The organism is Arthrobacter ruber (assembly GCF_002954225.1).
Classification (GTDB): domain Bacteria; phylum Actinomycetota; class Actinomycetes; order Actinomycetales; family Micrococcaceae; genus Arthrobacter_D; species Arthrobacter_D ruber.
This window is the reverse complement of record NZ_PPTH01000018.1, coordinates 154,508-180,058: the sequence shown is the minus strand read 5'-3', so window position 1 is coordinate 180,058 and position 25,551 is coordinate 154,508. Positions and strand designations below refer to the sequence as shown.

The 25,551-nt window shown below is 69.7% G+C and carries 25 protein-coding genes; 11 read left to right on the top strand and 14 right to left on the bottom strand.

Features of this window, described 5'->3' with window-relative positions; translation table 11 throughout:
* Window positions 1-127: 127 nt before the first annotated feature.
* Window positions 128-1,918, bottom strand: coding sequence for an ABC transporter ATP-binding protein (locus CI785_RS14675; RefSeq protein ID WP_170068245.1), 1,791 nt, complete (start codon window positions 1,916-1,918; stop codon window positions 128-130).
* 89 nt (window positions 1,919-2,007) lie between these two features.
* Between CI785_RS14675 and CI785_RS14670 the strand changes: the two genes are divergently transcribed.
* Window positions 2,008-2,565 carry a TetR/AcrR family transcriptional regulator gene (locus CI785_RS14670; RefSeq protein ID WP_205753644.1) on the top strand — a complete coding sequence of 186 codons (558 nt, stop codon included), beginning with the start codon at window positions 2,008-2,010 and terminating at the stop codon, window positions 2,563-2,565.
* On the opposite strand, the gene CI785_RS14665 is transcribed toward CI785_RS14670, so the two are convergent.
* Window positions 2,562-3,215, bottom strand: coding sequence for a maleylpyruvate isomerase family mycothiol-dependent enzyme (locus tag CI785_RS14665; protein ID WP_105032838.1), 654 nt, complete (start codon window positions 3,213-3,215; stop codon window positions 2,562-2,564). The two genes, CI785_RS14670 and CI785_RS14665, sit on opposite strands and share 4 nt — an antisense overlap.
* A 3-nt stretch (window positions 3,216-3,218) precedes the next feature.
* Window positions 3,219-3,665, bottom strand: coding sequence for a VOC family protein (locus tag CI785_RS14660; protein ID WP_105032837.1), 447 nt, complete (start codon window positions 3,663-3,665; stop codon window positions 3,219-3,221).
* Between the two features lie 171 nt (window positions 3,666-3,836).
* Between CI785_RS14660 and CI785_RS14655 the strand changes: the two genes are divergently transcribed.
* Entirely contained in the window at window positions 3,837-5,291 is a 1,455-nt protein-coding gene (locus CI785_RS14655) for an APC family permease (RefSeq protein WP_105032836.1), read from the top strand.
* A gap of 32 nt (window positions 5,292-5,323) precedes the next feature.
* On the top strand, window positions 5,324-6,160 hold the full coding sequence (locus tag CI785_RS14650) for a PhzF family phenazine biosynthesis protein (RefSeq protein ID WP_105032835.1): 837 nt from the start codon (window positions 5,324-5,326) through the stop codon (window positions 6,158-6,160).
* Between the two features lie 33 nt (window positions 6,161-6,193).
* Here the strand turns inward: CI785_RS14650 and ybaK are convergent, their stop codons facing one another.
* Both ybaK and CI785_RS14640 read right to left on the bottom strand, forming a co-directional pair.
* Entirely contained in the window at window positions 6,194-6,688 is a 495-nt protein-coding gene (gene ybaK / locus CI785_RS14645) for a Cys-tRNA(Pro) deacylase (protein WP_105032834.1), read from the bottom strand.
* Window positions 6,689-6,706: 18 nt separating this feature from the next.
* On the bottom strand, window positions 6,707-7,036 hold the full coding sequence (locus CI785_RS14640) for a hypothetical protein (RefSeq protein ID WP_157940285.1): 330 nt from the start codon (window positions 7,034-7,036) through the stop codon (window positions 6,707-6,709).
* 410 nt (window positions 7,037-7,446) lie between these two features.
* Between CI785_RS14640 and CI785_RS14635 the strand changes: the two genes are divergently transcribed.
* Both CI785_RS14635 and CI785_RS14630 read left to right on the top strand, forming a co-directional pair.
* Window positions 7,447-8,463: a LacI family DNA-binding transcriptional regulator gene (locus CI785_RS14635; RefSeq protein WP_105032832.1), complete on the top strand. Its 1,017-nt coding sequence runs from the start codon at window positions 7,447-7,449 to the stop codon at window positions 8,461-8,463.
* 43 nt (window positions 8,464-8,506) lie between these two features.
* A complete protein-coding gene (locus CI785_RS14630; protein WP_105032831.1) occupies window positions 8,507-8,800 on the top strand; it encodes a DUF503 domain-containing protein in 294 nt (97 codons plus the stop codon).
* A 15-nt stretch (window positions 8,801-8,815) separates the two neighbouring features.
* Here the strand turns inward: CI785_RS14630 and CI785_RS14625 are convergent, their stop codons facing one another.
* From CI785_RS14625 to CI785_RS14600, 6 genes are all read right to left on the bottom strand, one after another.
* Window positions 8,816-9,538 carry an HAD family hydrolase gene (locus tag CI785_RS14625; protein WP_105032830.1) on the bottom strand — a complete coding sequence of 241 codons (723 nt, stop codon included), beginning with the start codon at window positions 9,536-9,538 and terminating at the stop codon, window positions 8,816-8,818.
* Between the two features lie 123 nt (window positions 9,539-9,661).
* Window positions 9,662-10,876 carry a class I SAM-dependent methyltransferase gene (locus CI785_RS14620; protein ID WP_105032829.1) on the bottom strand — a complete coding sequence of 405 codons (1,215 nt, stop codon included), beginning with the start codon at window positions 10,874-10,876 and terminating at the stop codon, window positions 9,662-9,664.
* Between the two features lie 9 nt (window positions 10,877-10,885).
* Window positions 10,886-11,644 carry an iron ABC transporter ATP-binding protein gene (locus CI785_RS14615; RefSeq protein ID WP_105032828.1) on the bottom strand — a complete coding sequence of 253 codons (759 nt, stop codon included), beginning with the start codon at window positions 11,642-11,644 and terminating at the stop codon, window positions 10,886-10,888.
* Window positions 11,641-12,597: an iron chelate uptake ABC transporter family permease subunit gene (locus CI785_RS14610; RefSeq protein ID WP_105033219.1), complete on the bottom strand. Its 957-nt coding sequence runs from the start codon at window positions 12,595-12,597 to the stop codon at window positions 11,641-11,643. The genes CI785_RS14615 and CI785_RS14610 overlap by 4 nt, the downstream gene beginning before the upstream one ends.
* 46 nt (window positions 12,598-12,643) lie before the next feature.
* Window positions 12,644-13,657 carry an ABC transporter permease gene (locus CI785_RS14605; RefSeq protein WP_105032827.1) on the bottom strand — a complete coding sequence of 338 codons (1,014 nt, stop codon included), beginning with the start codon at window positions 13,655-13,657 and terminating at the stop codon, window positions 12,644-12,646.
* Window positions 13,658-13,689: 32 nt separating this feature from the next.
* Entirely contained in the window at window positions 13,690-14,634 is a 945-nt protein-coding gene (locus CI785_RS14600) for a siderophore ABC transporter substrate-binding protein (RefSeq protein WP_105032826.1), read from the bottom strand.
* Between the two features lie 323 nt (window positions 14,635-14,957).
* Between CI785_RS14600 and groES the strand changes: the two genes are divergently transcribed.
* The 3 genes from groES (at window position 14,958) to CI785_RS14585 (ending at window position 18,086) form a co-directional block, all read left to right on the top strand.
* Complete coding sequence (gene groES / locus CI785_RS14595; RefSeq protein WP_105032825.1) at window positions 14,958-15,254, top strand: co-chaperone GroES; 297 nt, start codon at window positions 14,958-14,960, stop codon at window positions 15,252-15,254.
* Window positions 15,255-15,322: 68 nt separating this feature from the next.
* Entirely contained in the window at window positions 15,323-16,939 is a 1,617-nt protein-coding gene (groL, locus tag CI785_RS14590) for a chaperonin GroEL (protein WP_105032824.1), read from the top strand.
* A 286-nt stretch (window positions 16,940-17,225) separates the two neighbouring features.
* Window positions 17,226-18,086: a VanW family protein gene (locus tag CI785_RS14585; protein ID WP_105033218.1), complete on the top strand. Its 861-nt coding sequence runs from the start codon at window positions 17,226-17,228 to the stop codon at window positions 18,084-18,086.
* Window positions 18,087-18,280: 194 nt separating this feature from the next.
* On the opposite strand, the gene CI785_RS14580 is transcribed toward CI785_RS14585, so the two are convergent.
* A complete protein-coding gene (locus tag CI785_RS14580; protein WP_105032823.1) occupies window positions 18,281-19,915 on the bottom strand; it encodes a ribonuclease J in 1,635 nt (544 codons plus the stop codon).
* A gap of 421 nt (window positions 19,916-20,336) precedes the next feature.
* Here CI785_RS14580 and guaB point away from each other — a divergent pair, with 421 nt between their 5' ends.
* Both guaB and CI785_RS14570 read left to right on the top strand, forming a co-directional pair.
* A complete protein-coding gene (gene guaB, locus CI785_RS14575) occupies window positions 20,337-21,863 on the top strand; it encodes an IMP dehydrogenase (RefSeq protein WP_105032822.1) in 1,527 nt (508 codons plus the stop codon).
* 111 nt (window positions 21,864-21,974) lie between these two features.
* Window positions 21,975-23,804 (top strand): ABC transporter ATP-binding protein, encoded by a 1,830-nt coding sequence (locus tag CI785_RS14570; protein ID WP_105032821.1) that lies wholly within the window; start codon window positions 21,975-21,977, stop codon window positions 23,802-23,804.
* A 150-nt stretch (window positions 23,805-23,954) separates the two neighbouring features.
* On the opposite strand, the gene CI785_RS14565 is transcribed toward CI785_RS14570, so the two are convergent.
* Window positions 23,955-24,605: a hypothetical protein gene (locus CI785_RS14565; protein ID WP_157940284.1), complete on the bottom strand. Its 651-nt coding sequence runs from the start codon at window positions 24,603-24,605 to the stop codon at window positions 23,955-23,957.
* A 192-nt stretch (window positions 24,606-24,797) separates the two neighbouring features.
* Window positions 24,798-24,932, bottom strand: coding sequence for a hypothetical protein (locus tag CI785_RS17670; protein WP_276308034.1), 135 nt, complete (start codon window positions 24,930-24,932; stop codon window positions 24,798-24,800).
* 113 nt (window positions 24,933-25,045) lie between these two features.
* Between CI785_RS17670 and CI785_RS14560 the strand changes: the two genes are divergently transcribed.
* The gene (locus tag CI785_RS14560) at window positions 25,046-25,540 is read left to right on the top strand and encodes an FBP domain-containing protein (protein WP_105032819.1); all 495 of its coding nucleotides are present in this window, start codon (window positions 25,046-25,048) and stop codon (window positions 25,538-25,540) included.
* The last annotated feature ends 11 nt before the right edge of the window (window positions 25,541-25,551 follow it).

Here is a 25,551-nt window from a genome sequence, read left to right as displayed (position 1 = left end):
TCCCAGAACCGGGCGGCGTACTCTCCATCGAGAATGTGTGAACGCTCCCAGAGTAATGCCGGCCACATTCGGTGTCAACGGCGACCGGAAGCGGCCAGGCTGATTCGGCGCGCCGGAGGCGGTGGACTCAGGCGCCGGTCCCGCCGGCAGACCGTCGGACACCGTCGGCGGACTGTCCGGGATGGTCCGAGGCGTCGTCGTGTATCCGGAGCGCGACGACGAGTTCGCGGTACAGTGCGTCCCGACCGAGCAGCGCCTCGTGGGTCCCGATGTCCCGGATCCGCCCGCCGTCCATGACCACGATCCTGTCGGCGTCGAGGACCGTGGAGAGGCGGTGTGCCACGGTGACGACCGCGGCGCGGGAGGCGACGTCGGTGATGCACCGCTGCAGCGCCTGCTCGGTCACGCCGTCCACCTGTGCGGTCGCCTCGTCGAGTATCAGGACGTCGGGTGTGCGCAGGACCGCGCGTGCGACGGCGACCCGCTGACGCTGGCCGCCCGACAGCTCGCCTGCCTGGAGCGAGGTGTCGAGCCCATGGGGCAGGGCGGCGACGACGTCGGTGAGGCGGACGGCCGCCAGCGCAGCCGCGACCTCCTCGTCCGAGGCGTCCGGGTGTGTGAAGGTGATGTTCTCGCGCACCGTGCCGGGCACGAGGGGCGTCTCCTGCTCCACGTAGGCGAGCCGCGCCCGCACCTGCTGCGGCGTCCACTGTGCGTACGGCCTCCCGTCGAGGACCATCCCGCCCGCCGAGGGTTCGAGGAAACGCAGCAGCAGGGAGAGCAGGGTGGTCTTGCCGGCGCCGGACGGGCCGACGATGGCGAGGTGACCCCGCCTCGGGATCCCGAGGGTGATGCCTGCGACAGCCTCGCCGGCGTCCGGGCCGTACCGCGCGCTGACGTCGTCGAACTCGAGGATGCAGGGGGTGCCCGCATCCGCCGGTGCCATCGGTCCGTCGGGAACGGTGGTCGGCTCCGGCTCGAACCTGTCCATCTGACCGATCCGCTCGGCGGCCGCGATACCGGACTGCAGAGCCGTGAGGTTCTGGGTCAGCTCCGTGAGCGGTCCCATCAGCCCGAACGCGTACAGCAGGAATGCGATCAGTGTCGAGACGGGCATGTCGCCCTGCGCCACCCGCCATGCACCGACGCCGAGGATGACGATGATCGCGAGTTGCAGTCCCGTCCACGCGATCGTCCAGACCCACGCCTGTGTCACCGCTGACCGCACCCCGAAGCGGGCGGCGGTGTCGATGTGGGAGCCGATGCTGTCGAGGATCCTGGTCTCCGCCCGGCTCGCCTTGACCGTGCGGATGGCACGGACGGCGCCCTCCAGCGTGGACCCGATATTTCCCACGGCCTCCTGGGCTCTCGCCTCGGCGACGGCGATGCGCGGCAGCAGCAGGACCATGAGGGCCGTGATCACGCCGACGGCCACCACCGTGATGCCGAGGAGAGGCGGGTCCAGCACGAGCATGAGCACGAGCGTCCCGACGAGCATCACGACGGCGTTGACGAGTCCCACGAGGCTGGCCGAGGCCTGGTGCAGAAGGCCGGTGTCGCTGGTGACCCGCGTGACCACCTCGCCGGACGGCGTTCGCGCCACCGACCCCACCCGCGCCCGCAGCACCGTGCCGACCAGCATCCGGCGGGCGGCGAGCACCACCTGTTCGCCCAGCCTCCCGAACAGGATCCACTGGGCGAACGAGACCACCGCCCCGGCGATCACGAGTGCGAGCAGCCACACCACCGGGCCCACCAGGGTGTCGGCCGTGTCGGCCGTAGCCAGTGAATCGAGCACCCACTTCGTGACCAGGGGAGTAGCGAGACCCGCAGCGCTGGCGAGCAGGCCCAGCAGGAGGCCGACGAGCAACGTGACGCGGTGCGGATACAGCAGGGTGAGCAGTATTCGGAGCCTCATGCTCCACAATGGAACATCGGTGTACCAGGCTGGTCAATATTCTGCAAAGTCGGCGACTACTCGAATCAGGATGGAGTAGTGTCGCTCGCGTGACCGCACCAGCAACCGGAGTACGCTCCCGCACCCGTCAGGCGATTGTCGCCGCGGCGGTGACGACGCTCGCCTCGGACCCGTCGGCGAGCCTGGCGGACGTGGCGGACGCGGCGGGCGTGGGCCGCACCACCCTGCACCGGTACTTCGCCGAACGCTCGGACCTGGTGGCCGGGGTCACGGAGGAATGCGGTCGGGCCGTCGCCGCGGCCCATGCCTGCGCCCGGCTCCTCGACGGCACCGGGCGGGAGGCACTTCTGCGACTGTGCCGGGAGTACTTCGACCTCGGCGACGTCCTGGCGCTCGTGTTCAACGGCGTCGTGGAGCTCGACGGCGCACTGTCCGACGACGAGGCCGGGCTGTCCGTGCGGGTCTGCGAGCGGGGGCACGACGACGGCAGCCTCGACCCGGGCCAGCCCGCCCTGTGGCTGGTGAACGTCCTGTGGTGCTCGCTCTACTCGGGGTGGGCCTGGATGCAGGAACACGGAAGCTCACGCCACGACGCCCTGGAACTGCTGCTCCGCACGCTCGACGGCGCCGTCCGACCGCGCGGCTAGCCCTCCGTCGCGATCCGCGCGCGCAGCAGGGGCATGCCCGGGCCGTCGAGTTCGTCGAGGTAGGCGGCCCGGCCGGCAAGGCACATCACGAGTGCGAGCAGCGTGCCCTTCACCTCCGGACCCTCGCCCGCGGTGAAGGAAGCGTCCGTCGCGACGAGCCGGAGGCCCGCGGCGTTCCGGCGACTCGGGACGGTGAAGTTCCTGGCCACGAAGAACTCCGCCACGGGGAGCAGCGCCTCGATGCCGGGCCGGGTCGGGATACCGAGCGGCCACCGGATGTCCTGGGCATGCACCACCACCTCACCGAGGTAGGCGGGGATGTCCGACGACGGCGCGATCGACAGGTCCATCACCTCCCGGAACCGCTCGAGCGTGCCGGCGGGTGAGGCGCCCCGGTGTTCGGCCAGGCGTCGCCGGTTGTGTACCCCCGGGCGGAAGCCGGCCAGCAGCATGCTCCTGATCCACCGCCCCCGGCCCACCGATGCTGCGGCCGAGAGGTGTGCGGTGACGTCCTCGACGTCCCACTCGCCGCACAGCGTGGGTGCCCGCCACTGCTCGGGTCGGAGGGCGGCGAGGTCCCGGGCGAGGGAGGCCCGTTCGGCGTGGGCCAGCTCCCACAGGGCATCGGTGCCGGTGGTGGTCCCGGGCATGCGTCAGGCCGGCTGCTGGTCGCCGTACTTGGCGCCGACGGCTTCCCAGTCGCCGGTCTGGGCGATGGGGTCCATCCACATCACTTCCCAGGTGTGTCCGTCGGGGTCGGCGAAGGAGCGCGAGCGCATGAAGCCGAGTTCCTGCGACCTGCCTTCGACGGCACCGGCCGCGACGGCCCGGCCCACGAGAGCATCGACGTCCTCGGGCGCGTCCACGCTGATGGCATTGATGACGGCGGAGGTGGCGTGGGCGTCGGCGACGGGCTTGTCCGTGAACTGCGCCCAGTGCTGGTGGGTCAGGATCATCAGGAAGATGGTGTCGCTGATGGCGACCGCACCGGCGTCGTCATTGGAGAAGTCCGGGTTCAGCGTCCAGCCGAAGCTGGTGTAGAAGGCCTTGGACCGTGCGAGGTCGCTGACGGGGAGGTTGATGAAGACGTTCGTGGCCATGGCCGTTCTCCTGTTCCTGGGTGGTGTTCCGGCAGCTGCTGCCGAACCTTGTACCTGTTGGACGCAGGCCCGCCTGAAGAATCATCGGTGCCCGACCTCTTCCTGTCCACCCCTTGCTAAGCGGGCCCAACAGGGCAACAGTAAGGGGGAAAACCCCAGGGGAGGCCGACCATGAGTACTTCTGCCGAACATGCGTCCGATGCACCGACCACCACCGGAGAACCGGAACTCAAGCGGGTCCTCGGGCCGAAGCTGCTCCTGCTGTTCATCGTGGGGGACATCCTCGGCGCCGGCGTCTACGCCGTGACCGGGACGATGGCCGGGACCGTGGGCGGGCTGGTCTGGCTGCCGTTCCTCCTGGCCTTCATCGTGGCGACGATGACCGCGTTCTCCTACCTCGAACTCGTGACGCAGTATCCGCAGGCGGCCGGAGCCGCCCTGTACACGCACAAGGCGTTCGGCATCCACTTCGTCACGTTCCTGGTGGCCTTCGCCGTCGTCTGTTCGGGCATCACGAGCGCCGCGACGTCGGCGAACGTGCTGGCGCAGAATTTCTTCGGGGGGCTCGAGGTCAACGGCTGGATGGCCGTGCCCGGTCAGGGCGTCATCACGGCCGTGGCCCTCGGGTTCATGCTCCTGCTGGCCGTGATCAACCTGCGCGGTGTGGGCGAGAGCGTGAAGTTCAACGTGGTGCTGACGCTCGTCGAGGTGGTCGCGCTGTGCATCGTGATCGGTGTCGGGTTCTTCGTGATGGCGCAGGGCAACGGCAACGTGGGCGAGATCTTCGTGTTCAACGACTACCAGGACAAGGGTCTCTTCCTCGCGGTGACCGCGGCGACCTCCATCGCGTTCTTCGCCATGGTGGGCTTCGAGGACTCCGTGAACATGGTGGAGGAGACCCAGAACCCCGAGCGCATCTTCCCGCGTACCATGCTGACCGGCCTGGGGATCGCCGTCGTCGTCTACATGCTGGTGGCCGTCTCGGTGGTCACGGTGCTCAGCCCCACCGAGCTCGAGGGCATCCGCGAGGCCGAGGGCGCGGCCCTGCTCGAGGTGGTCCACAAGGGCTCGCCCGACTTCCCGATCGACAGGATCTTCCCGTTCCTCGCCGTCTTCGCCGTGGCGAACACGGCACTGATCAACATGCTGATGGCCAGCCGCCTGATCTACGGGATGGCCCGGCAGGACGTCCTGCCCCGCCCGCTCGCGAAGGTGCTCCCCGTCCGCTGCACCCCCTGGGCCGGTATCGCCTTCTCCACGCTCCTGGCACTCGGCCTCATCCTCTACGTGACCAGCGACCCCGAGAGCAACATCGTCGCCAACCTCTCGGGCACCACGGCGTTCCTGCTCCTGTGCGTGTTCACCGTGGTGAACGTCGCCTGCGTGGTGCTGCGGCGCAAGCGGGACGTCAATCGCAAGGTGTTCTTCACCTCTCCCGGCCCGCTGCCCATCGTGGCCGCGCTCCTGTGCGCGTTCCTCGCCGGTCCCTGGGTCGGCCGCCCGGCGGTGCAGTACCAGATCGCCGGTGGACTCATGGCGATCGGCGTCGTCCTCTGGGTCGTCACCTGGCTCATCAACCGGCGGACCAACACGCGGGCGGGCGACCCGACGGCGATCGACGCCTGATCCTGATCCCTGCGGGCCGATAGCATCGCACCATGGAGATCCTCCGCTACGCGGCGTTCACGGACCGGCCCGACGGCGGCAATCCCGCGGGCGTGGTGCTCGACGCCGATGCCCTCACCCCCGCGCAGATGCAGGCCGTCGCCGCCGACCTCGGCTACGCGGAGAGCGCCTTCGTGTCGCATCGGTCGCCGGGAGCGGCGACTGTGCGCTACTTCGCACCGGAGGCGGAGATCCCGTTCTGCGGTCATGCGACGATCGCCACCGGCGTCGCGCTCGCCGGACGCGAGGGGCCGGGAGCGCTGGTCCTGTCCACGCCCGTGGGTCCGGTCGACCTCAGCACCGAGACAGTGGGCGACCGCATCGTCGCGTCCCTCGTGACCGTCGAGCCGTGGGTCGGGGAGATCGGCGTCGAGGTCCGGATCGAGCTCCTGCGGCACCTCCGGCTCACCGAGGAGGACCTCGCGGCCGACCTGCCGGTGATGCTGTCCTTCGCCGGGAACATCCATCCGATCGTGCCCGTGCGGACCGCGGCGGTCCTCCGGGGGCTCGACTACGACTACGACGGGTTGAAGACGCTGATGGCCGCACAGGGGTGGGGGGCCACGATCGCCGTCGTGCACCGGCTGGGGCCGCTCGTCTTCGAGGCGCGGAATCCGTTCCCGCCGGGCGGGGTGCGGGAGGATCCGGCGACGGGGTCGGCAGCGGCGTCGCTCGGCGCGTACCTCCGGGCGCGGGGCGAGGTGGCGCCGCCCGCCATGCTCACCGTGCATCAGGGGGCCGATGTCGGACGTCCCTCGCTCATCACGGTGGGTATCGCGCCGACCGGTGGCCTGACGGTCTCCGGCGGCGCGGTGCCGATCAGCGCATAGGACACCCGCCGGGTCGAGCGACGACGCCCGGAGTCAGGGTCCCGCGATCGGTGCCGTCATCGCGTCCGTCACGCGGACGAGGTCGGCCGGCGCCACCTCGATGTCCAGCCCGCGCCGGCCTCCGGACACGAAGACGGTCGGGTGGTGGAGCGCGGTCGCGTCGATGACCACGGGTGACGGTCGGCGCTGCCCCAGCGGGGAGATCCCGCCGAGGACGTACCCCGTCCGGCGCTGTGCGAGAGCGGGGTCGGCCATCGCCGCCTTCCGCCCGCCGAGGGCGGAGGCGAGGGCCTTGAGGTCCAGGGAACCGGTGACGGGCACGACGGCGGCCACGAGGGTGCCGTCGACGCTCGCCATGAGCGTCTTGAAGACCTGCGCGGGCGGGACGTCAAGGGCTGCCGCGGCCTCCAGCCCGTAGGACGGGGCGCCCGGCCGGTGCTCGTAGGGGCGGGCGGTGTAGGCGATACCGGCAGCCGAGAGCGCGGCAAGGGCCGGGGTCCCGGCGGCATCCGCGGCTCTCCTCACCATGTCCTGCTCCTCCAGGTCCTACGACGCCGTGGCGACGTCCCGGAGGAGCTCCGAGATGCGGGGGTCGGGGTGGCCCCAGGCCCCGGCGAAATCGCAGGACGAGATGAAGTCTGCCACCACGGGACCCGCCAGGATCACTCCTTCGAGGTAGTCCACCCCGTCCTGCTGCACGGGCTCCACCCCGTGGGCGACGAGCGTCTCGAGGAGCGATCCGGTGTCCGTTCCGGCCCCGGTGCGCAGGGAGCACCAGTACAGGTAGAGACCCTCGACCTCGTCGACGGTGGCGAGAGAACCGTCGTCGGTGACGGTGATGCATTCGCGGAGGAAGTCTTCGGTGTGCTGCGTCATGGTGATGATCCTTTGCAGGTGCTCGTAAGCGGGGCCGGTGAGGGATGGGGCCGGCGGGATCGACTCGCTCGGGGCGGTCGGTGCGGTGAGGATGCGCTGGTGGGCATCCACCGCGTCAGCGCGCGAAGGCGCCGCGGGGGGACGGATCGTCAGACGAGCGGGCGTACGCCGGGGCTCGGACACATCGGGTGGGTCGCTGGACCGCCTGCGAGCGGCTGCGGGGGAGAGGCTTCCTGGCCGTTCATGGTGCACGCCCCTTCCGGGGATGGTGCTCTGCTGTCGCGTACCCGGCGCGAGGGGCGGGGCAGCGATGAGAAGAACCGAAGGCAGCCGCCTTCTTCTAGACAACTGCCCCCACTCTACTCCTCCCCGGCGCGGATGGTGCGGGGCGGCTCGGCTACAGTACACGTATGCCCCCGACGCGTACCCGGAACCGCCGGGCGACCATCAACGACGTCGCCACCGCGGCCGGGCTCTCGCGGGGTACTGTGTCGCGGGTCGTCAACGGCGAACGCTACGTCTCGGACGAGGCGCGCACCGCCGTCGAGGAGGCCATCGCCCGCGTCGGCTACGTACGCAACTCGGCCGCACGGAACCTCGTCACGCAGGAATCCAGGGCGATCGCCCTGATCATCCACGAGCCGCACTCGCTCCTGTTCGAGGACCCGAACATCGGGTCGATCCTCCTCGGTGCCAACGCCGTCCTGTCGAAGGCCGACTACCAGCTGGTCTCCCTCATCATCGACTCGGACCGGGACAGCCGCAGGGTGGCGGACTACCTCCGGGGCGGGCTCGTGGACGGAGCGGTGATCGTCTCGGCCCGCGCGTCGGACCCGATCGCCTCCGCCGTGCGCGACATCGGGGTGCCCGCGGCCTTCGTCGGGCATCCGCCCGGGACGCCGGACCTGCCCTACGTGGCGATCGACAACGTGGCCGCGGCCCGCGCGATCACCCGCCGCCTCGTGGACACGGGCCGCCGGCGGATCGGCATGATCGCCAGTGCCATGGACCGCGACTCCGGTCATGACCGCTTCTCGGGTTTCCGCGACGCCATGGGCCCGCGCTTCGACGCCTCGCTGGTGGTCGAGTACCCGCTCTACACCTATGCGGCCGGGCTCGAGGGCATGCAGGAACTGCTGCGGCGCTGCCCGGAGATCGACGGCGTGTTCGCCGCATCCGACGCCGTCGCCGCCGGTGCCATGACCGCGCTCCAGGAGTCGGGGAGGAAGGTGCCCGACGACGTCGGGATCGTCGGGTTCGACGACAGCAGCTGGGCCCTGCGAACCAGGCCCCAGCTGTCCACCGTCAGGCAGCCCGCGGACCTGCTCGGCAGCACCGCCGCCGAACTGGTCCTGGCCCAGATCAGGGGCCTGCCGAGCCCGGTGCAGGTGCTCGAGACCGCGGTCGTCTGGCGCGACTCGGCCTGACCCGCCCGCAGGCCGGGCGGGCGCCCGAGATGAGGAGAACGCCATGTGGATCGGGTTCATCGAGTTCGACGTCCTGCTCGGCGACGTGCATTCGCTGAAGGGCAAGCGGTCGGTGGTGCGTCCGCTGGTGTCGGACCTGCACCGCAAGTTCGAGCTGTCCGTCGCCGAGGTGGGCCACCAGGACCTCCACCGGCGCGCCGTCGTCGGCGCGGGCCTGGTAGGTGGTGACCGGCGGCATGTCGTGGACGTGCTCGACCGCGCGGAGCGGTACGTCGCCGCGCGGCCGGAGATCGAACTGCTCAGCGCCCGGCGGCGGCTCCTCAGCAGCGAGGACTAGCGGCCGTCCTCCCGCTCAGGGATGGTCGGCGGAGGACGACGACGAGGCGAGCGCATGCAGCGCGCCGTCGTCGAACGCGTCGAGCAGGGCCCGGATGTCCTTGTAGACCTCCACCGCCCCGGCGTCACGCAGCTCGGCCTCACTGGTGCCGCCCGAGGCGAGTCCGATCGTCGGGATCTTCAGCTCGGAGGCCGCGAGGACGTCCCACACCGAGTCGCCGATGAAGACGGCGTTCTCCGCCTCCAGCCCGCCGGCGTCGAGCGCGGCCTGGAGGATGTCGGGGGAGGGCTTGCTGTTCTCGGCGTCGGAGGAGCTGGTGGCGGCGCTGATGGACGCGTCCGCGTCGATGATCCCCCGCAGGACGCCGAGCTCCTGTTCCGAGGCGGAGGATGCGAGGACCACCGTCAGGCCGTCGTCGGCGCACCGGCGCACGAGGTCGGCAGCGCCGGCGAACGCGCGGAGGCCCGGCCAGTAGCTCGAGAAGATGGCGCCGTGCGTGGCGTCGAGCTCGTCGTCCTGGTCGGCGTCGCGGTCGTCCCCGAGCAGGTGCTCCACGAGCTTGTCCCCGCCCATGCCGATGGCGCGGTGGATCTCCGCCGCGGGCACGTCGTGGCCGAACCGGCGGAACGCCTGCCACCACGCGAGGGTGTGCTGGTAGTTGGAGTCGACGAGCGTGCCGTCCACATCGAACAGCACCCCGTGCCGTCCGTTCGCCGATTCCGTGGTGCCGTCTGCCATGGTGTCCGCCTTTCCGCGTGTCTGGACTCGGTTCCCCATCGAGTCTAGGAACGGGGAGCGACGTCCGTGGCGGCGTTCGCGCGGTTGCGGCCGGCGGGTAAGTGTGGCCGTGGGCAGGACGGGCTAGACACCGGCCACGGGCTCGACGACGATCGCCACGCGCTCGTCGCCGATGCGGGTCAGCACCAGGGTGGCCTTCCTGCGGCCCTTGCCGGACCCGGTCAGCAGCTGCTTGCGCACCTCCTCGGGCGTCACGGCGGTGCCGCGCTTCTTGATGTCGAGCACGCCGATCCCCTCGGAGCGCACCCACGACCTCAGGGCCTTCACGTTGTAGGGACGGACCTCGAGCACCCGGTAGGCGCGGGCGAACGGGGTGTCCGTGTACGAGGGCGCGCAGATGTACGCGATCATCGGGTCCAGCAGGTGCCCGCCGAGCTGCGCGGCGAGGTCGGCGACGAGCTCGGCCCGGATGACGGCGCCGTCGGGCTCGTAGAGGTAGCCGCCCGGCGCGCCGACCGCCGCCGTCGGGCCCTCCCCGAAATTCGCCGCGGACACCAGCTCCGCGGCGCCCTGCGGACCGATGACGAGCGCCGCCCGGCGGACGCCCTCACGCCGGAGGGTGTTGAACCAGAGAGCCACCTCGGTGACGTCGCCGCCCACGGAGACCCACTGCGCCTCGCAGGTGGACGGGATCGCCGCGTGGGGCATGCCCGGGCCCATCTTCACGCCCACGGGTTTCCCGCCGTCGGCAAGGTGCTGGACGAAGGACAGGGGAGGGGAGAACGCCTCGGGGTCGAAGAGGCGGGAGGTGCCCGACGTCGTGGTCGTCCTCCGCGCGGGATCGAGCCAGACGCCGTCGTACGCCGCGGTGTCCACGGAGGAGGCGTCGGCGTTGACGACGCGCGCATTGCGGAAGGGCAGCAGGTTCATCGTCGCGGCCGCGGCTGTCGTCTCGTCGAGTTCGACGGCGGTGACGTCGCGCTCCAGGGTGGCCAGCGCCATGCTGTCGGCGCCGAGACCGCACCCGAGGTCGGCGACCCTCACGAGGCCGGCGTCGACGAAGCGCTGCGCGTGGCGTGCGGCGACCGTCAGGCGCGTGGCCTGCTCGAGGCCGGCCGCGGTGAAGACCATGCGCTCGGCGAACGCCCCGAACTTCGCGGAGGCCTTCGCTCGGAGCCGCGACTGCGTGAGCGCTGCGGCGACCACCTGCGCGGAGTGTCCCGCCTTGCGCAGCTGCCCGGTCAGGCGGAGGCTGTCGGCCTCGGTGTACGGCCCGAGGGAGTTCAGCAGCTCCCAGCCCTCGGGGGTCAGGATGTCCGCGATGTTCTCCGAAGCCATGCAGTCAGCCTAGGCGAAGTAGACACCGATCCTGTTGCCGCGGATCTGCTCCACCTGGATCTCGACGTCGTACACCCGGTGCAGCACCTCCGGCGTCATGATCTCTTCGGGTGTGCCCTGGTGGATGAGCGCGCCCTCGCGCATCGCGAGGATGGTGTCCGAGTAGCAGGAGGCGAAATTGATGTCGTGGATCACGAGGACCACGGTCTTCCCGAGGTCGTCGGCGAGCCGGCGGAGCAGGCGCATCATGTCCACGGAGTGCTTCATGTCCAGGTTGTTGAGCGGCTCATCGAGGAGGATGGTGCCGGTGTCCTGTGCCAGCACCATGGCGATGAACGCGCGCTGGCGCTGGCCGCCCGAGAGCTCGTCGACGAAGCGGTCGGCGAGGTCCGTGAGGTCGAGGTACTCGAGGGCCCGCTCGATGTGCTCGCGGTCCGCCGTCGTGGGGCGGCCGTTGTTGTGGGGGAACCGGCCGAATCCCACGAGGTCCCGGACGGAGAGCCGGACGGTCAGCTGGTTCTCCTGCCGCAGGATGGACAGGGTCCGGGCGAGGTCCTTGCCCGGTGTGGTGGCGACGTCCAGACCGTCCACCTCGACCCGGCCGGCATCCAGCGGCAGGAGCCGGCTCATCAGGGACAGCAGCGTGGACTTGCCGGCACCGTTCGGGCCGATGATCGACGTGACGCCGCCGCCGGGGATCGTGCACGTGACGTCGTCCACCACCGTGGCGGCGCCGTAGCGCTTGGTGGCGTGGCTGATGGTGATCACCGGATGCGGCCTTTCAGGAGGAGGACGAGGAAGACGAGGCCGCCGGTGAACTCGATGACGATGCTGAGGGCGGTGTCGAACGCGAAGACCTGCTCGAGGACGAGCTGCCCTCCCACGAGGGCCACCACCCCGAGGAGGACGGCGACGGGCAGCACGACGGCGTGCCGGAAGTGGTTGCACAGCTGGTACGCGAGGGCCGAGACGAGCAGGCCGAAGAACGTCGCGGGCCCCACCAGTGCCGTGGAGACGGCCACGAGCACGGAGCAGATCACGAGGACCAGGGTCACGGTGCGCCGGTAGTCGACGCCGAGGCCGACGGCGGTGTCGCGCCCGAGGGCCAGGACGTCGAGGCGGTGGCGCAGGCGCCAGGCGGGGATGCACAGGACGGTGACGGTGACGGCGGAGATCAGCAGCAGCATCGGATCCACGCGGTTGAAGCTCGCGAAGAACAGGTCCTGCAGGATGATGAACTCGCTCGGGTCCATGAGGCGCTGCAGCAGCGACGACACCCCGCGGAAGAAGACGCCGAACACGATCCCGACCAGCAGCAGCAGGTGCAGGCTGCGGCCGTGGCCCGTGAACAGCCACCGGTACAGCAGCCACGAGAAGCCGACCATGAGCGTGACCTCGACGGCGAAGCGGATCGGCGCGCCGAGGGTGAGCAGGGTGGAGGCGCCGAGCGCGAACGCCAGGACGGTCTGGATCAGGATGTAGAGCGCGTCCAGGCCCATGATGGACGGCGTGAGGATCCGGTTGCCGGTCACGGTCTGGAACAGCACGGTGGACACCCCGACGGCGACGGCGACCAGCACCATGGCCCCGATACGGTTCAGTCGCCGCGGCAGGACGTACGCGAGGTTGCCGTCGAGGTCCACGAGCAGGAACGCCGCGATGAGGGCGACGGCGGCGAGGCCGAGCACCACGAGCCACGCGGCGGGCGGAAGCGCTGTCATCGGCTTCCGGACCGACTGTACGACGGCGTCGGGCAGGGGACTGGTCCTAGCGCGCACCGGTGGTCCTCCTCACGAGCAGGGCGATGAACAGGGCGCTGCCGAGCACCGAGACGATCACGCCGACCGGGATCTCGTAGGGGAAGCGGATGACTCTGCCGAGGATGTCGCACGCCAGGACGAAGCCGGCGCCGAACAGGGCGATCCACGGGACGGCGCGGCGCACGTTGTCGCCGATCAGCAGGGACACGAGGTTGGGGACGATCAGGCCGAGGAAGGGGATGGCTCCCACGACCACCACGACGACGGCGCTGATCAGGCTCACCAGGACGAGGCCGAGGTTCATGGTGCGCCGGTAGTCCAGGCCGAGGTTCGTGGTGAACTCCTCGCCCATCCCGGCCACGGTGAACCGGTCGGCACACACGTAGCCGACGACGGCGAGCACGGCGACGATCCACAGCAGCTCGTAGCGGCCGCGGATCAGGCCCGAAAAGTCACCGATCATCCACGTGTTGAGCGTCTGCAGCAGGTCGAAGCGGTAGGCGAAGAACGTGGTCACGGCGGCGATGACCCCGCCGAGCATGATGCCCACGAGCGGGACGATCAGCGTGTTCCGCAGCGGGATCCGGCGCAGGACGGTCAGGAAGAGCGCGGTCCCGGCCAGGGCGAAGACGGCGGCGATCCCCATCTTCGCCACGAGCGGGGCGGCCGGCAGGAGGAGCGTCGCGACGAGGATCCCCGCGGTGGCGGACTCCACCGTGCCCACGGTGGACGGTTCCACGAACCGGTTGCGCGCCATCAGCTGCAGGATGAACCCGGAGATGCTGAGGGCCACGCCGGCCAGGATGATCGCGAGTGTCCGGGGGACCCGGCTCACGACGAACGTCTGCATCACGGTGGTGTCACCGCGCAGGAGATCGGCGGGGGAGATCTCGGAGACGCCCACGAAGAGGCTGACGAGGGCGAGCAGCAGCACGGCCCCGGCGGCCGACCAGAGGGCCGGCGACCGCGTGGGGCCGTGCTGCTGTGCCGGCCGCTGCGGCCGGAGGGGAAGTGCTGCCATGGGGGCGCCCGCCGCGGGAGCGGCGGAACGGATCAGGCCGCGACGGCCTCGTGGACGGCCGAGACCATGGCGTCGAGGTTGTTCAGGCCGTATCCGATCAGGTACCAGCTCGCCGAGTCGAGGTAGGTGACGTCGTCGTTCCTCGCTGCGTCGGTGCCGTTGACGAGCTCGTTGTCGAGGACGGCGGCTCCGGCGGCGCCGGCCTCACCGACGGCGGCATCGCGGTCGATGACGAACAGGTGCGCCGGGTTGATCTCGGCGATGTACTCGAAGGAGACGGCCTCGCCGTGCGTGCCCTCGCTCTTGACCTCGGAGGCGGGCTCGACGCCGAGCACGTCATGGATCAGGCCGAACCGGGAGCCGGCACCGTAGGCGGTGACCTCGCCGGCACTGGTCATCAGGACCAGGCCGTTGCCGGCGGACGCGGCAGCGTCCTTCGTCTCGGTGATCCTGGCGTCGAGCGAGGCCAGGCGGTCGGCCACCTCGTCCTCCGCACCGAAGATCCGTCCGAGCGACTCGGTGTGCCCGATGAAGCTCGCCATGGGATCGGCGGCGTCGACGCTCAGGTCGATGGTCGGGGCGATCTCCGCGAGCTCGTCGTAGGAATCGGCCACCCGGCCCGAGATGATGATCAGGTCCGGGGCGGCGGCCGCGATGGCCTCGAAGTCGGGCTCCTTCATGGAACCGATGTTCGTGATGTCGCCGCCCTCGTAGGCCGCGAGCTGCTCGGGCAGCGTCCCCTGGGGGACACCGGCGACGTCGACGCCGAGGGCGTCGAGTGTGTCGAGGGCGCCGAGGTCGAAGGTGAAGACCGTCTCGGGGTCCACCGGTACCTCGGTGGTCCCCTGCGCGTGCTCGACCGACACGGTCGCGGCCGCTTCGGCCTCGCCGGCAGCTTCGGAGGAACCGCCGCAGGCCGTCAGGGCGAGGGTGGCCGCAGCGGCTGCGGAAAGGACGGCGAGGCGCACGTGTGCCATGGGTGAACTCCGGGGGGAAGGGGCCTGCACAGGCCGTGAATCGAAGTAAGGAGATCCTTACCTAGTTCGAATCTAGCCGTAGTCCGTCGAATTACGCAACCGAAGCATGTCCTAATGCGTCCTACCGGGGCCCGCCGGGGAGGAGGAGTGTCAACGCTGGCACTCGCCTTGACCGAGTGCCAGCCCTTGCATACAGTCGGACTTGGCACTCGCTAACAGCGGGTGCTAATCCCGAGGGAAGCGTGCATCGGCACCGCGACGACGGTCCACGCCCAGCCCGACGGCCCCCTTTCCATTGGTATCGAACGCAAAGGAGAGCCCGAGTGTCGGTCTCTATTAAGCCCCTTGAGGATCGCATCGTTGTCCGCCCCCTCGAAGCCGAGCAGACCACTGCTTCCGGCCTCGTCATCCCGGACACCGCCAAGGAGAAGCCCCAGGAGGGTGAAGTCGTAGCAGTCGGACCGGGTCGCGTCGACGACAACGGCAACCGCGTCCCCGTCGACGTCGCCGAGGGCGACGTCGTCATCTACTCGAAGTACGGCGGAACCGAGGTCAAGCACGGCGGCACCGAGTACCTCGTGCTCTCCGCGCGCGACGTCCTCGCCATCGTCGTCAAGTAGTACCCCTGGAGAAGCCCCGGCCCGTAGCGGCCGGGGCTTTTCCTCGCCAAGCCTGAAAGGAACCAACAGTGGCAAAGCAGTTGGAATTCAACGACGCCGCCCGCCGTGCCCTCGAGGCCGGCGTGGACAAGCTCGCGAACACCGTCAAGGTGACGCTGGGCCCCCGCGGACGCAATGTCGTGCTCGACAAGAAGTGGGGCGCCCCCACCATCACGAACGACGGCGTCACGATCGCCCGTGAGGTCGAGCTCGACGACCCGTACGAGAACCTCGGCGCGCAGCTGGCCAAGGAGGTCGCCACCAAGACCAACGACGTCGCCGGTGACGGAACCACGACCGCCACGGTCCTGGCCCAGGCACTCGTAAAGGAGGGCCTCCGCAACGTGGCGGCCGGTGCGGCCCCCGGGCAGCTCAAGCACGGCATCGAGGTGGCGGTCGAGGCCGTCGCCAAGCGCCTGCTCGAGAACGCCCGCGAGGTCGTCGGCCAGCAGACCGCCAACGTGGCCTCCATCTCCGCGCAGAGCACCGAGGTCGGTGACCTCCTCGCCGAGGCGTTCGACAAGGTCGGCAAGGATGGTGTGATCACCATCGAGGAGTCCTCCACCACGCAGACCGAGCTCGTCCTCACCGAGGGCATGCAGTTCGACAAGGGCTACCTCTCGCCGTACTTCGTGACCGACCCCGAGCGCCAGGAAGCCGTCCTCGAGGACGCGCTCATCCTCATCAACTCGGGCAAGATCTCCTCGCTGCAGGAATTCCTGCCGCTGCTTGAGAAGGCGCTGCAGGCCGGCAAGCCGCTGTTCATCATCGCCGAGGACATCGAGGGCGAGGCGCTCTCCACCCTCGTGGTCAACAAGATCCGCGGCACCCTGAACGTCGTCGCCGTCAAGGCTCCCGGCTTCGGTGACCGCCGCAAGGCCATGATGCAGGACATCGCTACTCTCACGGGTGCGCAGGTCGTCTCGCCGGACCTCGGCCTCAAGCTGGACCAGGTGGGCCTCGAGGTGCTCGGGTCCGCCCGCCGCATCACCGTCACCAAGGATGCCACCACGATCGTGGACGGCACCGGCAGCGAGTCCGACGTCGCCGACCGCGTGGCGCAGATCCGCGCCGAGGTCGAGCGCACCGATTCCGACTGGGACCGCGAGAAGCTCCAGGAGCGCCTCGCGAAGCTCGCCGGCGGCATCGGCGTCATCAAGGTCGGCGCCGCCACCGAGGTGGAGCTCAAGGAGAAGAAGCACCGCATCGAGGACGCCGTGTCCTCCACGCGTGCCGCTCTCGAGGAGGGCATCGTGGCCGGCGGCGGTTCCGCGCTGGTCCACGCCGGCAAGGCGCTGGACACCGACTCCGACGTGCTGGCACTCGAGGGCGACGCAGCCACCGCCGTCGGCCTCGTCCGCCGGGCCCTCGCCCAGCCGCTGCGCTGGATCGCCGAGAACGCCGGACACGAGGGTTACGTGGTCGTCGCGAAGGTCTCGGATCTCGAGGACGGTCACGGCTTCAATGCCGCGACCGGGGAGTACGAGAACCTCGTGGACGCGGGCATCATCGACCCCGTGAAGGTGACGCGCTCCGCCCTGCGGAACGCCGCCTCCATCGCGGCGCTCGTGCTCACCACGGAGACCCTCGTGGTGGAGAAGCCCGAGGAGTCCGACGACGAGGGCGGCCACGGCCACTCGCACTAGGACGCACGGGCTCCCGCCCATCGCCTGACACAGCACCCCGGTTCCTCGGAGCCGGGGTGCTGCCGTGTCCGAGGGTGTCGAGGTGGTCGGGCTTCCTCCCCTTGCATGACCCCGGGACGTGGGAGTGTCCGGGTGTTCCCATCCCACCGGCAGCCGGAGTGGGAGGAAGCGACGTGCTCACGGGGCGGGCAGGTCCCGGCGCCCGACGGGTATCGGGGCTTCCTCGTGTATCGAACGCCGGCTGCTCGCGGCTATCATGGGCACGTAACGATCCCGGGGGGTGAACGTGACTCGACGACTGTTCGGCGAGATCTCGCCGCTGACCTACCGCCTCGCCAGTGAGCGCATGATCCTGATGCGGCACCTGCGCAACCTCCGGAACCGCGGCACGCTCGCCTCGACCCGCTCGGAGGAGTCCCTGCCGGTCACGGTGTACCGGCACAACTCGCTGATCCGACGCCGTCTGGGCGATGTCGAGACGGAACTGCAGGACAACAAGGCCGTCAGCCTCGGCCTCACCGCTCCGAAGATCGACGGCATCCTGATCGCCCCGGGCGAGTGTTTCTCCTTCTGGCACCTCGCGGGTCGATGCTCCGCGAAGGAGGGGTACAGGGAGGGCCTGACGATCAGCAACGGCAGGCCGGCCAGGGGCATGGGAGGCGGGATGTGCCAGTTCACCAATCTGCTGCACTGGATGGTGCTGCACAGCCCCCTCACCGTCGTCGAGCACCACCACCACAACGGCCTCGATCTCTTCCCCGACTACGACCGCCAGATCCCCTGGGGCACCGGCACGTCCATCGCCTTCAACTACCTCGACTACCGGGTGGAGAACAGGACCGACGTCACGTTCCAGTTCCGGACCTCGACGACGGACGAATACCTGCGTGGGGAGTTGCGGGCCGATCACGACCTGCCGACGAAGTTCCATATCCGCGAACGTGACGCCTACTTCTACGAGGAGGGCGACGACGTCTTCCGGCACAACAGGGTCTACCGGATCGAGCGGGACAAGCGGACGGGCCGGGAGATCTCGGAGGAGCTGATCCTCGAGAACGAGGGAAGGATCGCCTATGACCGCTCCCTCGTCCGGGCGGAGATCCTTCCCACCCGGCCGGCGCCCGCCGGGCGCGCTGCTACGCCCTGACGGGCAGGCTCGGAAGGCGAGCACCCGGGGTGTCGACGCGGTCGGGCTCCCTCCCATTGCATGACCCCGGGACATGGGAGTGTCCGGGTGTGCCCATCCCACCGGCAGCCGGAGTGGGAGGAAGCGGCATGCTCAGGGACGAGGAAGCCCCGGCGCCCGAAGGGGCACCGGGGCTATCCGGTGGGAACCGGGGATCAGGCGTCGACGACGATCGCGGTCACGACGGGCTGACGGTTGTAGAACCGGCGCATCCAGTTGGCCGTGGCCCGCTCGATGATCTCCTCCGGATCCTGGCGGCGACCGCCCTGACGGTTGGAGGCCGCGTCGCGGAGCGCCTTCTCGACGGCGGCGCCCGCCTTGTCGAGGTCCTCGTCGGAGCAGGAGAAGCCCTTGGTGAAGAACTCCGGCGCCTCGACGATGTCCCCGTTGTCCGGGTCGATGATCGCGAGGACGGTGACGACGCCCTCCTCCGCCAGGCGGCGGCGCTCCACGAGGTCCTCCTCGGTGATGCCACCGACACTGTCGCCGTCGACGAACACGAGGCCGGCCTCGACCTTGCCCGAGAGGGTGGCGCGTCCGCGGACGAGGTCCACGGTCACGCCGTCCTGCGCGATCACGACGTTGCGGGGATCGACGCCGGTGGCGACGGCGATCTCCGAGTTGGCACGCAGGTGGCGCCATTCGCCGTGGACGGGCATGACGTTGCGCGGCTTGACGATGTTGTAGCAGTAGGCGAGCTCGCCGGCGCTGGCATGGCCGGAGACGTGCACCTTGGCGTTGCCCTTGTGGACCACGTTGGCGCCGATCTCGGTCAGGGCATTGATGATGCCGTAGATCGCGTTCTCGTTGCCCGGGATGAGCGAGCTGGCCAGCAGGACGGTGTCGCCCTCGCTGATGCGGATGGCGTGGTCCTTGTTGGCCATGCGCGAGAGGGCCGCCATGGGCTCGCCCTGCGAGCCGGTGCAGATGAGGACCACCTTGTGGTCGTCGCTGCGCTCGAGCTTCTTGAAGTCCACGAGCAGGCCCTGCGGAATGTTGAGGTAGCCCAGATCCGCCGCGATCGTCATGTTGCGCACCATCGAGCGGCCCACGAACGCCACCTTGCGGCGGTGGGTGTGCGCGGTGTCGATGATCTGCTGGATGCGGTGGATGTGGCTCGCGAAGCTGGACACGATGATGCGGCGCGGTGCGGTGCGGAACACGGCGTCGATGGCCGGCGCCAGGTCCTTCTCCGAGGTGGTGAAGCCGGGGACGTCCGCGTTCGTGGAGTCGGTGAGGAACAGGTCCACGCCCTCCTCGCCGAGCCGCGCGAAGGCGGTGAGGTCGGTGATGCGACGGTCGAGGGGGAACTGGTCCATCTTGAAGTCACCCGTGTGCAGCACCATGCCGGCCGCGGTGCGGATGGCGACGGCGAGGCTGTCGGGGATGGAGTGGTTCACGGCGACGAACTCGAGGTCGAAGCCACCCATGGTCCGGCGGTCGCCCTCCTTGACCTGCACGGTCTTGGGGGTGATGCGGTGTTCCTTGAGCTTGGCCTCGATGAAGGCGAGCGTGAGCCTGGAACCGACCAGGGGGATGTCCGCGCGCTCCTTGAGGAGATACGGGACACCGCCGATGTGGTCCTCGTGGCCGTGGGTGAGGACGACGGCCACGACGTCGTCGAGGCGGTCGCGGATGTAGGAGAAGTCGGGAAGGATGACGTTGATGCCCGGCTGGTGTTCCTCGGGGAACAGGACGCCGCAGTCCACGATCAGCAGCTTGCCGTCGAACTCGAAGACGGTCATGTTTCTGCCGATCTCACCGATACCTCCGAGCGCGACGATGCGCATGGCCCCCTTGGCCAGTTCCCGTGGTGCTTTCAGTGCGGCAGGTCTCTTATTCACAGATCAGGTTTCTCTCATTCATGCGGCAGGCGGGGCGGCGGCCGTCCGACGGACGTCGTCGGGGCCGGCAGATCCGGCAATTCCGGTCCGGTGGTCCCCGGTGTCCCCGGGAACATGCTCCTCCAAGAGTACGTGGTTCGCGCGCGCCCCGGCGGATCGATCGGTCCTCGGGCGTCCGCGGTCCGGTGCTGCCCGGGAGGCGACGGAACGGTCGAGCGGGAATTTGCTCCGGCCCTGCCGGGCAGGGCTGTGAGCGTCATCACCGGAATAGGGCCACTGCTGCCATGGTTCTAGACTGGCAAGGCCCGCGGGCGCGACCCGCCGAAGGCCCCTACCCCCACCCGGTTCCACCGAAAGAGGCGCAGCAGTGAGCCAGCAGTCCGGCCAGAACGAGACCCACGACCCCTTCGGATTCATTGGCCTGACGTACGACGACGTCCTCCTGCTCCCCGGCCACACCGACGTGATCCCCTCGGAGGCCGATACGTCGTCGCGCATCTCCAAGCGCATCACCGTCAAGACCCCCTTGCTCTCCTCCGCCATGGACACCGTCACGGAGTCCCGCATGGCCATCGCCATGGCCCGCCAGGGCGGGCTCGGCGTCATCCACCGCAACCTGTCCGTCCAGGACCAGGCCGACCAGGTGGACCGCGTGAAGCGCAGCGAGTCCGGCATGATCACCAATCCGCTGACCATCGGCCCCGATGCCACCCTGCAGGAACTCGACGAGCTCTGCGGCCATTACCGCGTCTCCGGCCTGCCCGTGGTGGACCCGACCGGGCACCTGCTCGGCATCGTGACCAACCGCGACACGCGCTTCGTCCTCGAGCGCGAGTTCCCGCGGACACTCGTGCGTGACGTCATGACCAAGATGCCGCTCGTCACCGGGCACGTGGGCATCAGCGGCGACGACGCCATCAACCTCCTCGCGACCAACAAGATCGAGAAGCTCCCGCTCGTCGACGACGAGGAGATCCTCCGCGGCCTCATCACCGTCAAGGACTTCACGAAGGCCGAGCAGTACCCGCTCGCCACCAAGGACGACGACGGACGCCTGCGCGTCGGTGCGGCCATCGGCTTCTTCGGTGACGGGTGGGAGCGCGCCATGACCCTCGTCGAGGCCGGCGTCGACGCCCTCTTCGTCGACACCGCCAACGGCCACAGCGCCGGCGTGCTCGAGATGATCGCGCGCCTGAAGGCCGAGAAGTCCGCCGCGCACGTGGACATCATCGGCGGCCAGGCCGCCACCCGCGAGGGCGCCCAGGCCCTGATCGACGCGGGCGCCGACGGCATCAAGGTGGGCGTGGGCCCGGGCTCCATCTGCACCACGCGCGTGGTCGCGGGCGTGGGCGTGCCGCAGGTCACCGCCATCTACGAGTCGGCGAAGGCCGCCATCCCGGCCGGGGTCCCCGTGATCGCCGACGGCGGGCTGCAGTACTCGGGCGACATCGGCAAGGCCATCGTGGCCGGCGCCGACACGGTGATGCTCGGATCCCTCCTGGCCGGATCGGCCGAGGCCCCGGGCGAGCTGATCTTCGTGAACGGCAAGCAGTTCAAGACCTACCGCGGCATGGGATCCCTGGGTGCCATGCAGACGCGCGGCAAGAACACCTCCTACTCCAAGGATCGCTACTTCCAGGCCGACGTCTCGGGGGACGACAAGCTGATCCCCGAGGGCATCGAGGGGCGCGTCGCCTACCGCGGCCCGCTGGCCTCCGTGGCGTACCAGCTCGTCGGCGGCCTGCGCCAGACCATGTTCTACACCGGGGCGCGCACCATCCCGGAACTGAAGGCCAAGGGCAAGTTCGTCCGCATCACCGCCGCCGGACTGAAGGAATCGCACCCGCACGACATCCAGATGACGGTCGAGGCACCCAACTACGGCTCCAAGTAGGCGCGGTCCGCTTCCCGGCGAGCCGCCCGATGAACGCCTGCAGCCCCCGGTGACCGGCCGGAGCCTCCTGGCCGCCGATCCTCCCAGCTCAGCTCCGACGGCGGCTCCGGCATGAGCGGACTCCCGCAGCCCGAAGCCGCCGCGCGCCGCAAGCTCCGGCTCGGCCCGTATGCACGTGCCGTCGGGCAGGTCCTCGTGCTCAGCGCGAAGGCCTCGCCGGGCGCCGTCGCCATGAAGGTGGCCGGCTCGCTCATCTCCGCGGTGCTGCCCCTGGTCACCACCTACTTCGCGTCCCTGACCACGACGGCGCTGGCCGCGGCCTACGCGGGTGACCCGGACGCCGGACGCTCCGCGCTCGTCTACGTGATCGTCACGGCCGTCCTCGGGCTGCTGTGGGGTGCGTTCACGAGCGTGGACCGCTACATCCAGCAGGTCCTGAGTTTCCGCGTGGGGGCAATCGTGGGGGATCGCATGTACGAGCGGTTCCTGGCGCTGGAGTTCTGGCGGTACGACGACAAGGAGACGGTGGACCTGTACGACAGGGCCCGCCGGTTCTCCGACTCCTACGCGCGGGTCCTGGACCGCATCGCCGCCATCTTCACGCAGCTGGTCTCGGTGGTGCTCGCGATCGGCGCGCTGCTGCTCGTCAGCTGGTGGATCGCGCTGATCGTGCTCGTGGCCATCATCCCCAGCGTCTACCTGCAGTTCCGGCTCTCCCGCGAGCAGATGGCGCACTGGAACACCCAGGTGGACTCGCGGCGGCAGCGGCGCATGATCGAGACGAACCTGATGAAGCCGCAGCACATCGCCGAGATGCGCCTCTACGGGATCGTCCGCCACCTGATGGACCTGCGCTCCACCCTGCGCGACGCCGACGAGAAGCGGCGCCTGGACTTCCAGAAGCGGTACATCCCGAAGCAGCTCCTCGCGGACGCCCTGCAGTACGGCGCCGAACTGCTGGCCCTCGTGTGGATCGTGGGCCAGATCATCGCCCGCGCCCAGCCGGTGGGCCAGTTCCTGTACGTGCAGCAGATCGTCAGCCGGGCGCTCAGCACCGCCAACAACCTCGTCTCCTCGCTGAGCTCCATCGACGAGGACCTCGCGAACCTCAAGGACTACGAGCAGTTCATGGACTTCCCGCTCTCCACCGGCGCTCCCGGCCGGCTGGAAGCCGCTCCCGCCGTCGTCGAGCTCCGCGACATCCACTTCACGTACTCCGGCGGCGAGGAGGAGGTGCTCAGGGGCATCTCCATGTCCTTCGAGCGCGGAACGCACGTGGCCATCGTGGGCGAGAACGGCGCGGGGAAGTCCACCCTGATCCGCGTCCTCGCCGGCCTCTACCAGCCGGGCAGGGGAGAGGTGCTGCTCGACGGACGGGACCTGCGCGGCATCCGCATCGACGACTGGCACCAGCACCTGGCCGTCATGTCGCAGGACTTCCTGCGGTACGAGTTCGCGACGGCGGAGAACAACATCTACTTCGGCGACGTCCACCATCCGCGTGACGACGCACGCGTGCGGCGGGCGGCGCGGGATGCCGAGGCCGCGGACTTCATCGAGAAGATGCCCAACGGCTTCGAGAACTACGTCAGCAACTGGATGGAGGACCCGCGCGGCCGGAAGGGCAGCGGCCTCTCCGGCGGGCAGTGGCAGCGGCTCGCGATGGCCCGCAACTTCTACCGGGACGCGCCCTTCATCGTCATGGACGAGCCGACGTCGGCCATCGACGCGCTCGCCGAGCACCGCATCTTCACCCGGCTCTTCGCCGACCGCTCACGGACCATCATCGCGATCAGCCACCGGCTCGCCACCATCGAGAAGGCGGACGTCATCCACATGCTCGAGGACGGGCGCGTGGTGGAGTCGGGGACGCACCGGGAGCTGGTGGCGCTCCGCGGCCGCTACTACCGGATGTTCGAGAGCCAGCTGCCGGACACCTGAGCCCTGCCGGATCGTCGGCGCAGCCCGGATGCGGCGAGGGGGCCGAGGGCGGCCAGGCCAGGACGCGATCACGACGGCGGACCGCGGCGCACGGTTCACGGTGATGCGCGGCAGGGCACGTCCTGTGGCCAGGGCCCCCGGTGGATGCGATCAGCCGTCGGCCCCGGCGGGGAGGCCGAGCGCGGCGCGCAGCGCCCTGAACGCGTGCGCCTCGTCCGCGTACGGCATCACCTCGAGATCGTCCCCACCGGCGGGGGTGCGTGCGACCTCCCAGCCACGCTCGGCGGTGCGGCGCACGTTCGCCGTCCTGGACGGCACGTCGCTCGTGCGCCGCCGCAGCGACACCAGGGTGTCCTGACCGCCGGAGGAGAAGCCGGCGGAGGCGAGCTCGAGCGCCATCTGCGAGCAGTCCACCGACGCTTCGAGCGGGACACACAGCACGATGCTTCCCGGACGCGCGAAGAGGGCCGCCTTCCCGGCAGGAGACTCGACGAGGAACGTCACGGAAGTCTGCCGTGCGACGGCGACCGTGGCATCGATCCACAGGGTGGCACTGGTCAGGATCCGGGCCAGCGCCCTGGCAGGGCCACGAGGGGTGACCTCGTCCCCCTTCCGATCGAGGAGTTCCCGCACCGAGAGCGTCGAGAACCCCGCGCGCACCAGTTCCGAGGTGTCGGGAAGGTCGGCGAGCTTGAGCATCGACCGCGATGCCTCCTCGGACGGGCCACGGTTCAGAGCCAGCAGCGCGAGCAGCTCATGGGTCGTGAACTGCACTGCCGAAGCTGGTGGTGCTGCCGTCATCATGTTCCCTCGAGTCGTGGTCGGTCGTGGTCCGTCATGGTCCGGGTCAAGACTAACCAGACCCGGGGGCTCCGTTCGCAGAACCCCTGCCTCTCCGGAGGAGTGCCGGCAACGCCCGGCGGCCGGTACGGCTTTGCGGTGAGGCAGGTGTTCCTGCGAGGATGGCCCGGCACGAAGCACGAGGATCACGGATCAGGGACGGATGAGCATGCTGCGGACCTTCAGGGCCCGGACGGCCGCGGAGAGCGGGGCGGCCGTCATGGCCTGCTGTGTGCCCGCGCCCCGGCCGGCCTCCTCCATGAAGGGCAGTTCCTCCGCCTGACGCACGCCTGCACCCCGTGGTGCATGGCCCGCGGCACCCGCGCGGTCGGTCGCGCCCTAGGACGTGAGCCGGCAGAGCTCCCTTCCCTCCGATCCTCCGTCTGCCGAAAGCCCTTCCCATGCAACCGATCTCCATCAAGGACATCCGCTCCTCGTTCATCAACGCCACGCGGTCCGAGACCGTCAAGCTCACCCCACCGAAGAACCTCGACACCCTGGACTGGGAGAACCTCGACTTCCTCGGGTGGCGCGACGAGAAGATGCCGCTGCGCGGCTACCTGGTGGTGCCCGGTCGTCAGGGGCCGTCCGGCATCCTGCTCAGGGCTCCCGAGGGCGGTGCCCGCAAGAACCGCTCCGTCCTGTGCGAACTCTGCCGCGATGTGTACTCGAAGGAGGACGTCCTCCTGTGGGTGGCCCGCCGGTCCGGCCAGTCCGGACGCGACGGCAACACCGTCGGGACGCTGATCTGTGCCGACTTCATCTGCTCGTCGAACGTCCGCAGGGAACCGCCGGCCAGCGAGATCCACCCGGATCCGGCCGTCGTCGTCCGGCGCCAGGCGGGTGAACTCCGCGAGCGCACCGACAAGTTCATCGCCCGCGTCCAGCTGAGGTAGCGGCAACGGCC